We start from the raw sequence: 13106 nt of genomic DNA, 5'->3' as shown, positions 1-13106 counted from the left end.
GTCTCCGGTGTTCTATAGTTTTTGTAAACGTTCTAAAGCATTTGCAAGAGTTTGTTCTTGTTTGGCAAAGCAAAATCGAATGACGCCAGATTCAGTGGGGCGTTCATAAAAAGCAGAAACAGGGATTGCAGCAACACCAATTTCCTTGGTGAGCCATTGGCAAAAATCTGCTTCACTTAATTTTGCTTGAGGAATATTGAGTCTCGAATAATCAGCGCACTGAAAGTAGGTGCCTGGTGTAGGCAGTAATTTAAAACGCGTGGCCTCTAAGCCTGCTCTAAAGAAATCTCGCTTTGCTTGATAAAACTGAGGCAGATTTAAATAGTGTGAGGCATCCGATAAATAAGAAGCCAATCCATACTGCATAGGCGTGTTGACCGTAAAGACATTAAATTGATGCACCTTCCGGAACTCTCTACTCAGCTCAGCTGGGGCGGCCACGTAGCCGACTTTCCAGCCTGTGACATGATAGGTTTTGCCAAAGCTAGAAATCAGAAAGCTTCTAGTGGCTAAGGCAGGGTGAGAAGCCACGCTGTGGTGTTGAGCGCCATCGTAGACCATGTGTTCATAGACTTCATCGCTGATGATGAGCACATCAGTATCTTTTACCAATAGCGCTAAGCGATCTAGATCTGCAACATTCCAAACCATTCCAGTTGGATTGTGTGGGCTATTGATCATGATGAGGCGAGTTTTGAAATTGATGCTGCTGGCGAGCGCATCCCAAGGAATTTCGTATGAGCTTACTTGCCCATTCTCATCCCGGACTGCTTGTAAAGAAACCGCCTTGACAATGCCCCCGGCTAATTCGATAGAGGGTCTATAACTATCGTATGCAGGTTCGATGATGATAACTTCATCACCTGGGCTCACGCATGCGAGCACTGCAGTCAAAATGCCCTGAGTTCCACCTGCAGTAATCGTGATCTCAGAATCTGCATCGTAATGATGACCATATAGTTTTTGAATCTTTTGTGAGATTTCCTGGCGTAATTTGGGGATACCAATCATCGGAGGATACTGATTGTGATCAGCTAGCATTGCCTCATTCACCGACTCAATGAGTTTTCGATCGCAAGGAAAGTCCGGAAAGCCCTGCCCAAGATTAATGGCTTGATGCTCAGTAGCAAGAGCGGACATCACCGTAAAAATCGTTGTGCCTACATTGGGTAGGCGACTGGGAAAAGAGGGAGGCAGGTCCTGCGTTTGGCTCATAGAAGGGTGCTTTGGGATTTAAGGCAGAGTAATCTTGTTGTCGCTAGAATGGAAGTAATACATAAACAAATTGTGCCATGCTGATCGTTCTTTCTCCTGCCAAATCCTTAGATTACAAGACTCCAGTCAAGGTAAAGACACCCACTTTGCCCGAGTTTGTCTCCGAATCGGCTAAGTTAATTGCTGATCTTAAGAAATTGGCCCCTCAAGATATCGCCAAATTAATGGGTTTATCGGATCAATTGGCCGTATTAAACGTGGGACGCTATCGTGATTGGTCTAAAAAATTCACTGAGGCCAACAGCAAGCCAGCCATCTATGCCTTTGATGGGGACGTATACGATGGTTTTGATGTGAAGACCTTAGATGCCAAGACCGTAGCCTTTGCTCAGGAACATATTCGTATTTTGTCTGGCTTATATGGGGCTCTAAGACCCTTGGACTTAATGCAGGCCTATCGCTTGGAGATGGGCACATCCTTCAAAAATCCACGAGGTAAGGATTTGTATGCATTTTGGGGGACTAGGGTGACCGATTCCTTAAAGAAGGTTTTAGAAAAGGATAAAAAGCCCGCTCTCTTGAACTTGGCATCAGAGGAGTATTTCAAGGTGCTCCAGCCAAAGGACTTGGGATGTCCTGTGATCTCACCCGTTTTCCAAGACGGGAAAGACGGCAAGTTCAAGATCATCTCTTTCTATGCGAAGCGCGCACGGGGTCTAATGGCGCGCTATGTGGTGGAGAATCGGATCAGTGATCCCGCCGACTTAAAAGGTTTTAACTTGGATGGTTATCGATATTACGCTGCAGAATCCAAGCCTGATAAACCTATTTTCAGACGTGCAGAAAGAAAATAATGGCTGTACACCGCACAAAGACTTCGCAACGCACCTCTCCTGAGGTCGAGCGTCTGGTCGCAGATGCTATCTCTCTGGCTGCCTCTGGCAGTCAAGTGGAGGATCGCTTTTGGGAAGAGCGTCTAAATGTGCGGCTAATGCGCCTTCTGAAAAGTCAAAATCAAAATGTGATTGATGCTGCTCTAGACCAAACGTTTCGAATCAATACAGTCGCCTTTGAGGTCTTGGCTGACTGCGCTGAAACTTTGGCAGAATCTCTCAAGCAGGAGCACGCAGGGCAGGAGTGGGATGTCTTGCTACTGGCTTTGCCGATCGTTGCACACACCCGTTACCAAATTCCTTCGGGCCCTTTACCGGCGACAATGATTGAAGCAACGGCGCAGGCCTTAAATTTAGCAATTGCTGCCACTGACACTCGCTTAGCCATTGTTCCTTGGCTCTATAGCATTGATCAGATGCCACACTCTCATTGCCAAACTCGCGTTCTCACTGAGGCCTTGGCTAATGCTGCCATTTCTTCAAAAGAGGTCAAGCTGGAGCTGCGCGATATGTCAGAGACGATTGCCGTGTTAGCTGATCCCCGTTTCATCATTGCTGCCTTATGTGCACCGTCAGGATCGCCATTATTTCGTTGGCAGGCTGAGTCGCCTACGCGACAAGAGCGAGGCGTTAGTTTGATTGGTTGGCAAAATGCAATGCATGACCCCATTGCTTCTTTGTTGCCTGGTTGTGAATTTGAATTGCTACTACCTGAAGCGTATTTCACTAATTGCCGCTTGGCTGATAAACATGTCCGTCCATTAAGCATTCGAGCTGCAGTGAATTACATGGAAAGTACCTTGGGTATCTTGCCTGCAGGGCTGTCTTGTGTTGTGGGCGCATTTGGTGAAGAGCAGGCAGATGAATATCGTATTTCATTTAGCGCTAAAGGATCTTCAGAGGTGATGTATGGCGTGATTTGGCCTTTGTATGATCGAGAGAGCGTAGCAAATGACGCACTAAATGATTTATCTGATGATGAAAGTCCGATGAAAAAGATTTGTGATGCCTTGCATGATGCGGGAGTAGAGGATGTCTTTCGACATGCCATGCTTTTTGATCCAGAGTTATGTGACGATTGCGGTGCGCCACTGTTTCCGGATCGATCAGGTGAAGCAGTACACGCCGAGATGCCAGAAGATGCGCCAACCCAGCAGCCACTCTTTCACTAGGTGATCTCAACTGAAGTAAAGATGTAGTGCATTTCAAGTACAAATAAAAAAGCCGAGGATCACTCGGCTTTTTTAATGCTGATTGCTAAAACAAACTAGTTCGAAACAAAAGGCTCTGCACCTGCAAATAAGTGGGGTAATTTGCCGGACTTCATTTCTGCTGTTTGACAGAAATCGGCCAAGCGTACACCCGCCTTAATATTAAAGAGCATCGCTTTGTTACCTAACACTACTAGATCATGACCTGAGTTAGTGTTCTTGTAACGCAAGCTACCAGGTAGAGAAGTTTGGCGATCTAAATCATAGGATTTAGCTTCCCAAGTAATGCGAATTTTCTCTGTCGTGCCTGTAGTTTTGAACTGCTTGCTATCGCTGCAGGTCCAAACTATTTCTTCATTCGCAATCGCATTTGCAGTAAATCCCAAACCTGAAATTGCAACGCTTACTGCAAGAAGAGTTTTCTTCATAAAGTCGTTTCCTTAAGAGAGCAAGTGCTTAACGCCAGCTTGCTCTTCGAGTAATTCATTCAAAGTGTGATTCATGCGCTCACGTGAAAACTCATCGATTTCTAAACCTTCGATCATTTTGTACTCGCCGTTTTCGCAAACTACAGGGAAGCCATAAATCACTTCTGCAGGAATGCCGTACTCACCTTTGGAAGGGATACCCATAGTGACCCATTTGCCATTAGTACCGAGTACCCAGTCATGCATGTGATCGATGGCAGCATTGGCTGCGGATGCTGCGGAAGAGAGGCCGCGAGCATCAATGATGGCTGCGCCACGCTTACCAACGGTTGGAATGAATACGTCTTTATTCCAAGCATCATCGTTAATCATCTCTTTTACAGACTTGCCGTCGATCGTAGCGAAGCGATGATCTGGATACATCGTTGGGCTATGGTTACCCCAAACAACCAATTTTTCAATATCAGCTACAGGCTTATTCAATTTCTTAGCCAACTGTGAAAGTGCACGGTTATGGTCCAGGCGCAACATGGCTGTGAAGTTTTTCGCAGGAATATCTGGAGCAGATTTCATAGCGATGTAAGCATTGGTATTTGCAGGGTTACCAACAACCAATACTTTGACTGTTTTCTTCGCAACGGCATTCAAGGCTTTGCCTTGCGCTGTGAAAATTTGTGCATTAGCGGAAAGCAAATCTTTGCGCTCCATGCCAGGGCCGCGTGGACGAGCACCAACCAATAGGGCAACGTCAATATCTTTAAATGCTGTCATCGGGTCAGAATGCGCGCTCATGCCAGCCAAAAGTGGGAATGCGCAATCTTCTAATTCCATCATCACGCCAGCTAAGGCTTTTTGGGCTTTTTCATCAGGAATTTCAAGTAACTGGAGGATAACGGGCTGATCTTTGCCCAAAAGGTCGCCATTGGCGATGCGGAAGAGGAGGGAATATCCGATTTGACCGGCTGCACCGGTTACAGCGACACGCATTGGGGCTTTTGCCATTACTAATAACTCCAGATGAAGGTTAAGAGGGTTAATTTAAGAAAACTTTTCTATTATCCATTCAAGTGTATGGACTTTCCATTTACACTGTCAATGATGTCTTATATAAGACTAGAATTACACTGAATTTTATCCAATTGATACTTGTCATGGAGTGAATTTGTCAGAAGTAAGCCTTTCCGTCCCAGCATTTAGCCCTCTGTATCAACAGATTAAGGCAATGATTTTGGCTAGCCTGCAAGCCTCAGAGTGGCTGCCAGGGGCTGCTATTCCCAGTGAAATGGAACTTGCAGCCCGATATGCCGTGAGCCAGGGTACCGTGCGCAAGGCAATTGACGAGCTGGCTGCCGAGAATTTGCTGGTAAGACGTCAGGGTAAAGGGACCTTTGTAGCCACCCATCAAGAGGATGACTGGCAGTTCCGCTTTTTACGTCTAGCCCCAGATTCTGGGGAGAAATTTCATCACACCAACCAGTTTTTGGCTTGTGAACAGATCAAGGCCAGCCCATATATCGCTAATTTGCTTAAATTAAAGGCAGGCGACCCCATCATTCACATTGATCGTATTCAGAGTTTTGCTGGGAAACCGATCATTTTTGAGGAAATTTGGCTCCCAGGGGCCCGTTTTAAGGGGCTCACCCTAGAAACCCTCAATGAATGGCATGGACCCATGTATGCCTTCTATGAAAGCCAGCACGCCACTCACATGGTGCGCGCAGAAGAAAAAATTAAGGCAGTCGCCGCTGATGAAAGTTTGGCTGCCCATCTTCAATTGGCACTAGGTTCACCCTTACTTTCAGTGGAGAGGGTGGCATTTACCTACGGGAATAAACCAGTAGAAATTCGGCACGCTAGGTACGACACTTCTGAACAGCATTATGAAAACAAATTGAACTGAGCTTATCCGTATAAATTAAACCGACTTATCCGTAAAAACTATTATTTAAACCCCTTTAAATCCATAAAATCCCCACCATCCCCAAGGTTTCCAATAGAATATGTTGCGTTACAACAAATTTACACTGAACCTCCACCTAAAGATTGAGATTGAACATGGTTGATGCACAGCAAGATGTAAAAAAAGATAGACCTGTTTACAAAAACATTGGTCTAGCCCAGTTGATTAAATACCGCCTTCCTTGGGCTGGTAAGGTCTCCATTCTTCATCGTATCAGTGGGGCGGCATTATTCCTGTTGCTCCCTTTCATTTTGTATCTCTTTGATCAGAGCCTCGCCTCTGAAATGAGTTATCAAAAATTTCAGGCTTTCACTAGCAACATCTTGGTGAAAATTATTTGCCTTGGTTTGATTTGGTCCTTCTTGCACCACTTCTGCGCTGGTATCCGCTATCTCTTGCTAGATTTAGAAATCGGCGTAGAGAAGTCTGAGTCAAATCGTTCGGCTATTTTTGTGCTGTTCTTAGGTTTGGCTTTGACTGCAGTAGTTGGCCTCAAATTATTCGGCTTGTATTAAGCGCACATCATTTAAGGAAATTTCATGCCTATTTATCAAATCGGACCAAAGCGCTTAGTAGTAGGCGCTCATTACGGTCTCAAAGAGTGGATTATTCAACGCGTTACTGCCATCGTGATGGTGGTCTTTACGATCGTGCTATTGATTGACTATTGCATTACTGGTAGCGCAACTTATGAGGGCTGGGCTGGATTATTTAGTAATCAGTTCATGAAGCTCTTAACGCTCTTGGCATTTATCAGCTTGTTCTATCACGCTTGGATTGGTATTCGTGATATCTGGATGGATTACATCAAGCCTGTCAGCATTCGTTTAACGCTGCAAGTGTTAACCGTTTTGTATCTCGTAGCATGCGCGGCTTATGCCGTACAAATTTTGTGGAAAGTGTAATTCGATGACTGCAATAAAAAAATCATTGCCACGCCGCCGTTTTGATGCGGTGATTGTTGGAGCAGGTGGTTCAGGTATGCGCGCTTCATTGCAATTGGCTGAAGCTGGCTTGAATGTTGCCGTGTTAACCAAGGTATTTCCAACGCGCTCACATACAGTTGCTGCACAGGGCGGTATTGGCGCATCTCTTGGCAATATGAGTGAAGATAACTGGCACTATCACTTTTACGACACCATCAAAGGTTCAGACTGGTTGGGAGATCAAGACGTTATTGAGTTTATGTGTCGCGAAGCGCCAAAAGTGGTTTATGAGTTAGAGCACTTTGGTATGCCTTTTGACCGCAACCCTGACGGCACAATTTATCAGCGTCCTTTCGGTGGTCATACAGCGAACTATGGTGAAAAAGCTGTGCAACGCGCATGTGCTGCTGCTGACCGTACTGGTCACGCAATGTTGCACACTTTGTATCAACGAAATGTCCGCGCTAAAACCAACTTCTTTGTAGAGTGGTTAGCGCTTGATTTGATTCGCGATGACGAAGGTGATGTAGTTGGTGTAACAGCTCTCGAAATGGAAACCGGTCAGGTATACATCTTGGAAGCCAAGATTGTGATGTTGGCTACTGGTGGTGCAGGACGTATTTGGGATGCATCAACTAACGCATTTATTAATACTGGTGACGGTATGGGCTTAGCTGCCCGCTCAGGAATTCCATTGGAAGATATGGAGTTTTGGCAATTTCACCCAACTGGCGTAGCCGGTGCAGGCGTGTTATTGACTGAGGGTTGCCGTGGTGAAGGCGGCATCTTGCGTAATAAGGATGGTGAGCGCTTCATGGAGCGTTATGCACCAACTTATAAAGACTTAGCTCCACGCGATTTCGTATCTCGTTGTATGGATCAAGAAATTAAAGAAGGGCGCGGTTGCGGTCCTAACGGTGACTATGTGGTGCTTGATTTGACTCACATTGGTGCTGAGACCATCATGAAGCGTTTGCCTTCTGTGTATGAGATCGGCATTAACTTTGCTAACGTTGACGTTACTAAAGAGCCAATTCCAGTTGTGCCAACCATTCACTATCAGATGGGCGGTATTCCAACGAACATCAATGGTCAAGTTGTAGTGCCAGGTAATGGCAAGCACAACGAAATCGTTAACGGTCTGTATGCCATCGGTGAGTGCTCATGCGTTTCTGTACACGGTGCAAATCGCTTAGGTACAAACTCATTGCTCGATCTTTTAGTATTCGGTCGCGCAGCTGGTAATCACATTGTTGGTTTGAATTTAAAGAATCGCGAATTCAAGCCATTGCCTGCAAATGCTGGCGAACAAACCATGGCTCGTATTGCAGCGCTTGATAACTCTACTTCTGGTGAGTATGCGCAAGATGTGGCTAACGATATTCGCAAGACGATGCAGAAATATGCTGGCGTCTTCCGTAATCAAGAGTTGATGGATGAAGGTGTTCGTCAAATGGCTAAGTTGACTGAGCGTGCCAAGCATTTATGGGTCAAAGATAAGTCGGAGATTTTCAATACAGCACGTATCGAGGCTTTAGAAGTGGCCAACTTGGTTGAGACTGCAAATGCAACGATGATCTCTGCGGCTGCTCGCAAAGAAAGTCGTGGTGCTCACTCACATGATGACCATCAAGAGCGCGATGATGAAAACTGGATGAAGCATACCCTTTGGTATAGCGAAGGTAATCGACTGACTTACAAGCCGGTGGTGTTGCAGCCTTTGACTGTTGAGTCCTTCCCTCCAAAAGAACGTACTTTCTAAGCAAGAGAGATAGAAGATGAGTGATATCCGTATATTTGAAATTTACCGCTACGATCCTGATGTCGACGCAGCTCCACGCATGCAGCGCTATGAGCTAGAGCTCACTGGCGAGCGGATGTTGTTAGATGCCTTGATTTCTTTAAAGAGACAAGACGAATCTATTTCTTATCGTCGTTCATGCCGTGAAGGTGTGTGCGGTTCAGATGCAATGAACATTAACGGTAAAAATGGCTTGGCTTGCTTAACTAATATGTTGACCTTGCCTAAAGTGATCACATTGCGTCCATTGCCTGGCTTGCCGGTAGTGCGTGATTTGATTGTTGATATGACATTGTTCTTCAAGCAATACCTGTCTATCAAACCATACTTGGTAAACGACAATCCAGCTCCAGAAAAAGAGCGCCTCCAGAGTCCTGAAGAGCGTGAAGAGCTGAATGGTTTATATGAGTGCATTTTGTGTGCTTCTTGCTCAACCTCATGCCCGTCTTTCTGGTGGAATCCTGATAAGTTCGTTGGCCCAGCTGGTTTATTGCAGGCCTATCGTTTCATTGCTGATAGTCGTGATGAAGATACCAACCAGCGCTTGGACAATCTAGAGGATCCGTACCGTTTATTCCGTTGCCACACCATCATGAATTGCGTGGACGTATGTCCTAAGCATTTGAATCCAACCAAGGCGATTGGTAAGATCAAGGAGTTGATGGTTCGTAGGGCGGTATGACCCTCGGCAACGCAGAGTTATATCGTTTAAAGAGCGATGCCCGCAGGGGCTTGCTGGAGAACGATTTAATTCTGCAACGTTTCTTTGAGCGCTACGGCTCTCAATTGAGCGTTGAAGATGGAAGAGTATTAAGTCTTTTGTTGGCTTTAGATGACAATGATCTGATGGATTTATTGATTGCTCGTAAAGATTCAGTGCAGACATTAGAAAAGGAGATGCAGTCTGACTCCTTCAAGGTCATTTTACAAAAGCTCAGAGAGAAGTAATTCAGTATTTTGGTGTAGTGGTAGTGCAAGCGTGTGATCGAATAGTGTATTAATCATCAATTTGAATGACTAAGGATTAGAAATGATTGAATCGGACATCAAGGCAAAACTCTCGTTTTCGGATGGCACCCCAGATATTGATCTGCCAATTTACAAAGGGACTGTAGGTCCTGATGTGATCGACATTCGCAAGCTCTATGGACAGACTGGTAAGTTCACTTACGATTCTGGTTTCCTATCCACTGCATCATGCAATAGCAAAATTACCTATATCGATGGCGATAAGGGCGAGCTCTTGTATCGCGGTTATCCGATTGAAGACTTGGCAAACAATTGCGACTTCTTAGAAGTGTGCTCCCTTTTAATTAATGGTGAGTTGCCAAACGCGAAAGAGAAAAAAGATTTTGAAAACATGGTCATGCACCACACTATGGTTCATGAGCAGATGCAATTCTTCTTGCGTGGCTTCCGTCGCGATGCGCATCCAATGTCTGTTCTTACTGGCTTGATCGGTGCAATGGCAGCTTTCTACCATGATGAAATTGATTACAGCGATCCGTATGCTCGTGAAGTAGCGCAAATTCGTTTAATTGCGAAGATGCCGACTTTGGTAGCGATGTCCTATAAGTATTCTGTAGGACAACCCTTTGTCTACCCAAAAAATTCATTGTCTTATACCGCTAACTTCATGCGCATGATGTTTGCGAATCCTTGCGAAGAGTATGTAATCAATCCAGTGCTCGTGCGCGCTCTTGATCGCATCTTTATCTTGCATGCAGACCATGAGCAAAATGCTTCTACATCTACTGTGCGTTTATGTGGCTCCTCTGGAACCAATCCTTTTGCGGCGATTTCAGCAGGTATCGCATGCCTCTGGGGTCCAGCCCATGGTGGTGCAAATGAAGCTTGCCTACAGATGTTGAACGATATTCAAGCACAAGGCGGCGTGGATAAGATTCATGAATTTATCGCTCAAGTAAAAGACAAGAACTCTAGCGTTCGTTTGATGGGCTTTGGTCACCGTGTTTACAAAAACTTTGACCCACGCGCTAAGTTAATGCGTGAAACTTGTTATGAAGTATTGAATGAACTTGGTTTGCAAGATGATCCATTGTTTAAATTGGCAATGACTCTTGAGAAGATTGCCTTGGAAGATGATTACTTTGTTAGCCGTAAACTTTATCCAAACGTAGACTTCTACTCTGGAATTGTTCAGCGTGCATTGGGTATTCCAACCGAAATGTTTACTTGTATCTTTGCTTTGGCAAGAACAGTAGGTTGGATTGCGCAGTGGGAAGAAATGATTACTGATCCTGAATACAAGATCGGTCGTCCTCGTCAGTTGTATGTTGGCGAAACTGCCCGCAAGGTGCCAAACATCTCTGTTCGTAAATAAGGGCTTTAAGGTCTCTCATGTCTCGTACGCTTTATGACAAATTGTGGGATGACCACGTTGTTTACTCCGAAGAGGATGGCACAGCTACCATCTACATTGACCGTCAGTTATTGCATGAGGTAACTAGTCCTCAAGCATTTGAGGGTCTGAATTTAGCTGGCCGTCCGGTTTGGCGTATCTCTGCCAACCTGGCCGTTTCTGATCACAATGTTCCTACTACTGATCGCTCGGAAGGGATTACCGATCCGATATCTAAGCTGCAAGTAGATACCTTGGATCAAAACTGCGACGCCTTTGGTATTACCCAATACAAAATGAATGACGCCCGTCAGGGGATTGTTCACGTGATTGGGCCAGAGCAGGGTGCAACTTTGCCGGGTATGACTGTGGTGTGTGGTGATTCGCATACAAGTACTCATGGCGCTTTTGGGGCCCTAGCATTTGGTATTGGTACTTCAGAGGTTGAGCATGTTTTAGCAACCCAAACCTTGCTTATGAAAAAGAGCAAGAATATGTTGGTAAGAGTAGATGGTCGTTTACAGCCAGGCTCTACAGCAAAAGATATCGTGTTAGCCGTAATCGGAAAGATCGGGACTGCGGGTGGTACTGGTTACACCATTGAGTTTGCAGGTGAAGCAATTCGCAATCTGTCTATGGAAGGTCGTATGACCCTCTGCAATATGGCAATTGAGGCCGGGGCTCGTGCCGGCTTAGTTGCTGTAGATGAAACTACCATTGAATATATTCAGGGACGTCCTTACGCACCTAAGGGACCTGCTTTGTTGCAAGCATTGCAGTACTGGAGAACATTGCATACCGATCCAGATGCCAAGTTTGATGCAGTAGTGGAATTGCGTGCAGAAGAAATAGCTCCGCAAGTCACTTGGGGAACTTCTCCTGAAATGGTTTTGCCGATCAGTGAGCGTGTTCCTGATCCAGAAAAAGAGCGTGATCCCAATAAGCGTTCGGCCATGGAGCGTGCTTTGGAGTATATGAATCTTGTTCCTAATACTCCTTTGAGCAGCATCGCCGTAGACAAAGTATTTATTGGCTCTTGCACCAATAGTCGCATTGAAGATATGCGTGCTGCTGCAAAGGTAGTGGATCGCCTCGGCAAGAAGGTTGCATCTAATGTGAAGCTTGCTTTAGTTGTGCCTGGTTCTGGCTTAGTTAAGGCGCAAGCAGAGCGTGAAGGCTTGGATCGTATTTTTAAGGCGGCTGGTTTTGAATGGCGAGAGCCAGGATGTTCGATGTGCTTAGCCATGAATGCTGATCGCCTAGAGCCAGGAGAGCGTTGCGCCTCAACCTCAAATCGTAACTTTGAAGGACGTCAGGGCAATGGCGGTAGAACACATTTGGTGAGTCCTGCAATGGCTGCTGCAGCTGCGATTGAAGGTCACTTCGTAGACGTAAGAAAAATTTCATAGAGGTAATACCATGCGCAAATTTTTATCTTTATCTTTAATTACTCGATTAGCTCTCATTGGGCTGGCTGGCTTATTGATCTCTGCATGCAGCAACACCATGGAAGGTATGGGTAAAGATTTGCAAACCATGGGTAATGCTATGGGCGGCGCAAGCTCTACTCCAAAAAATCAATCTCAAACTCAGGGTAAGGATGTTGTTGTTACCCCTGTGAAGTAAATCAATAGCGTTCATCTAGAGTTAAAAGAATTATGGAAAAATTTACGGTATACAAAGGTTTGGTTGCGCCGCTTAACCGCGAGAACGTGGATACCGATGCCATCATTCCAAAGCAATTTTTAAAGTCCATCAAGAAAACGGGCTTTGGTCAAAATCTCTTTGATGAATGGCGTTATCTTGATCATGGTGAGCCAGGACAAGATTGCAGTACAAGACCCATCAATCCAGATTTTGTATTAAACCAAGCTCGCTATAAAGGCGCTGGTATTTTGTTGGCCCGCAAGAATTTTGGATGCGGTAGTTCACGTGAGCATGCTCCATGGGCATTAGATCAATTTGGCTTTAGAGCGGTGATTGCCCCTAGCTTTGCAGATATCTTTTTTAATAATTGCTTCAAAAACGGTCTTTTACCTATCGTATTGACCGAACAGCAAGTTGATCACCTTTTTAATGAGACTATGGCTTTTAATGGCTATCAGCTCACCATTGATCTAGAGGCGCAGCAGGTTACTACCCCAGATGGCACTGCTTATAGCTTTGAAGTAGCCCCCTTTAGAAAGTACTGTCTAGTCAATGGCTTGGACGATATTGGCTTAACCCTGCGTCATGCAGATAAAATCAAGGCTTATGAAGCTGAGCGCATTCTGAAAATGCCTTGGCTTACGACACAATTGCCGTAATTTT

At 45.3% G+C, this 13106-nt stretch carries 15 protein-coding genes; 12 read left to right on the top strand and 3 right to left on the bottom strand.

All coding sequences use genetic code 11. The features are described from left to right. Positions 1–12 precede the first annotated feature (12 nt). Complete coding sequence (locus ICN41_RS03600) at positions 13–1215, bottom strand: pyridoxal phosphate-dependent aminotransferase (RefSeq protein ID WP_216291466.1); 1203 nt, start codon at positions 1213–1215, stop codon at positions 13–15. A gap of 77 nt (positions 1216–1292) precedes the next feature. Between ICN41_RS03600 and yaaA the strand changes: the two genes are divergently transcribed. Both yaaA and ICN41_RS03590 read left to right on the top strand, forming a co-directional pair. Continuing rightward, positions 1293–2069, top strand: coding sequence for a peroxide stress protein YaaA (yaaA, locus tag ICN41_RS03595; protein WP_216291465.1), 777 nt, complete (start codon positions 1293–1295; stop codon positions 2067–2069). Further along, positions 2069–3280, top strand: a complete 1212-nt coding sequence (locus tag ICN41_RS03590) for a DUF2863 family protein (RefSeq protein WP_216291464.1) — start codon at positions 2069–2071, stop codon at positions 3278–3280. Before yaaA ends, ICN41_RS03590 begins: the two co-directional genes overlap by 1 nt. A 95-nt stretch (positions 3281–3375) precedes the next feature. Here ICN41_RS03590 and ICN41_RS03585 read toward each other — a convergent pair whose 3' ends face one another. Both ICN41_RS03585 and ICN41_RS03580 read right to left on the bottom strand, forming a co-directional pair. Then, entirely contained in the window at positions 3376–3747 is a 372-nt protein-coding gene (locus tag ICN41_RS03585; RefSeq protein WP_216291463.1) for a hypothetical protein, read from the bottom strand. Between the two features lie 12 nt (positions 3748–3759). After that, positions 3760–4749 (bottom strand): malate dehydrogenase, encoded by a 990-nt coding sequence (locus tag ICN41_RS03580; protein WP_216291462.1) that lies wholly within the window; start codon positions 4747–4749, stop codon positions 3760–3762. Between the two features lie 160 nt (positions 4750–4909). Between ICN41_RS03580 and ICN41_RS03575 the strand changes: the two genes are divergently transcribed. The 10 genes from ICN41_RS03575 to leuD all read left to right on the top strand — a co-directional run bounded on the left by ICN41_RS03575 (position 4910) and on the right by leuD (position 13102). Then, the gene (locus ICN41_RS03575; RefSeq protein WP_216291461.1) at positions 4910–5647 is read left to right on the top strand and encodes a GntR family transcriptional regulator; all 738 of its coding nucleotides are present in this window, start codon (positions 4910–4912) and stop codon (positions 5645–5647) included. Between the two features lie 155 nt (positions 5648–5802). Continuing rightward, positions 5803–6222 (top strand): succinate dehydrogenase, cytochrome b556 subunit, encoded by a 420-nt coding sequence (gene sdhC, locus ICN41_RS03570; RefSeq protein WP_216291460.1) that lies wholly within the window; start codon positions 5803–5805, stop codon positions 6220–6222. A gap of 24 nt (positions 6223–6246) precedes the next feature. Further along, complete coding sequence (sdhD, locus tag ICN41_RS03565; protein ID WP_216291459.1) at positions 6247–6612, top strand: succinate dehydrogenase, hydrophobic membrane anchor protein; 366 nt, start codon at positions 6247–6249, stop codon at positions 6610–6612. A 4-nt stretch (positions 6613–6616) separates the two neighbouring features. Next, the gene (sdhA, locus tag ICN41_RS03560) at positions 6617–8395 is read left to right on the top strand and encodes a succinate dehydrogenase flavoprotein subunit (protein WP_216291458.1); all 1779 of its coding nucleotides are present in this window, start codon (positions 6617–6619) and stop codon (positions 8393–8395) included. Between the two features lie 16 nt (positions 8396–8411). Then, the gene (locus ICN41_RS03555) at positions 8412–9116 is read left to right on the top strand and encodes a succinate dehydrogenase iron-sulfur subunit (protein ID WP_216291457.1); all 705 of its coding nucleotides are present in this window, start codon (positions 8412–8414) and stop codon (positions 9114–9116) included. Continuing rightward, positions 9113–9382 carry a succinate dehydrogenase assembly factor 2 gene (locus ICN41_RS03550; protein WP_216291456.1) on the top strand — a complete coding sequence of 90 codons (270 nt, stop codon included), beginning with the start codon at positions 9113–9115 and terminating at the stop codon, positions 9380–9382. The genes ICN41_RS03555 and ICN41_RS03550 overlap by 4 nt, the downstream gene beginning before the upstream one ends. A gap of 82 nt (positions 9383–9464) precedes the next feature. Continuing rightward, positions 9465–10778: a citrate synthase gene (gltA, locus tag ICN41_RS03545; RefSeq protein WP_216291455.1), complete on the top strand. Its 1314-nt coding sequence runs from the start codon at positions 9465–9467 to the stop codon at positions 10776–10778. 17 nt (positions 10779–10795) lie between these two features. Beyond that, complete coding sequence (gene leuC / locus ICN41_RS03540) at positions 10796–12205, top strand: 3-isopropylmalate dehydratase large subunit (protein ID WP_216291454.1); 1410 nt, start codon at positions 10796–10798, stop codon at positions 12203–12205. Between the two features lie 10 nt (positions 12206–12215). After that, on the top strand, positions 12216–12422 hold the full coding sequence (locus ICN41_RS03535; protein WP_216291453.1) for a hypothetical protein: 207 nt from the start codon (positions 12216–12218) through the stop codon (positions 12420–12422). Positions 12423–12454: 32 nt separating this feature from the next. Then, positions 12455–13102 (top strand): 3-isopropylmalate dehydratase small subunit, encoded by a 648-nt coding sequence (leuD, locus tag ICN41_RS03530; RefSeq protein WP_216291452.1) that lies wholly within the window; start codon positions 12455–12457, stop codon positions 13100–13102. Positions 13103–13106: the final 4 nt, after the last annotated feature.

The sequence above is a fragment of the Polynucleobacter sp. 15G-AUS-farblos genome (assembly GCF_018882445.1).
Taxonomy (GTDB): Bacteria; Pseudomonadota; Gammaproteobacteria; order Burkholderiales; family Burkholderiaceae; genus Polynucleobacter.
This window is presented reverse-complemented; position numbering and strand designations above follow the sequence as displayed.

Coding starts and splice junctions, on each gene's coding strand:
- ICN41_RS03600 (WP_216291466.1), bottom strand. CDS start 1,215: ATGAGCCAAACGCAGGACCTGCCTCCCTCTTTTCCCAGTCGCCTACCC.
- yaaA (WP_216291465.1), top strand. CDS start 1,293: ATGCTGATCGTTCTTTCTCCTGCCAAATCCTTAGATTACAAGACTCCA.
- ICN41_RS03590 (WP_216291464.1), top strand. CDS start 2,069: ATGGCTGTACACCGCACAAAGACTTCGCAACGCACCTCTCCTGAGGTC.
- ICN41_RS03585 (WP_216291463.1), bottom strand. CDS start 3,747: ATGAAGAAAACTCTTCTTGCAGTAAGCGTTGCAATTTCAGGTTTGGGA.
- ICN41_RS03580 (WP_216291462.1), bottom strand. CDS start 4,749: ATGGCAAAAGCCCCAATGCGTGTCGCTGTAACCGGTGCAGCCGGTCAA.
- sdhC (WP_216291460.1), top strand. CDS start 5,803: ATGGTTGATGCACAGCAAGATGTAAAAAAAGATAGACCTGTTTACAAA.
- sdhD (WP_216291459.1), top strand. CDS start 6,247: ATGCCTATTTATCAAATCGGACCAAAGCGCTTAGTAGTAGGCGCTCAT.
- sdhA (WP_216291458.1), top strand. CDS start 6,617: ATGACTGCAATAAAAAAATCATTGCCACGCCGCCGTTTTGATGCGGTG.
- ICN41_RS03555 (WP_216291457.1), top strand. CDS start 8,412: ATGAGTGATATCCGTATATTTGAAATTTACCGCTACGATCCTGATGTC.
- ICN41_RS03550 (WP_216291456.1), top strand. CDS start 9,113: ATGACCCTCGGCAACGCAGAGTTATATCGTTTAAAGAGCGATGCCCGC.
- gltA (WP_216291455.1), top strand. CDS start 9,465: ATGATTGAATCGGACATCAAGGCAAAACTCTCGTTTTCGGATGGCACC.
- leuC (WP_216291454.1), top strand. CDS start 10,796: ATGTCTCGTACGCTTTATGACAAATTGTGGGATGACCACGTTGTTTAC.
- ICN41_RS03535 (WP_216291453.1), top strand. CDS start 12,216: ATGCGCAAATTTTTATCTTTATCTTTAATTACTCGATTAGCTCTCATT.
- leuD (WP_216291452.1), top strand. CDS start 12,455: ATGGAAAAATTTACGGTATACAAAGGTTTGGTTGCGCCGCTTAACCGC.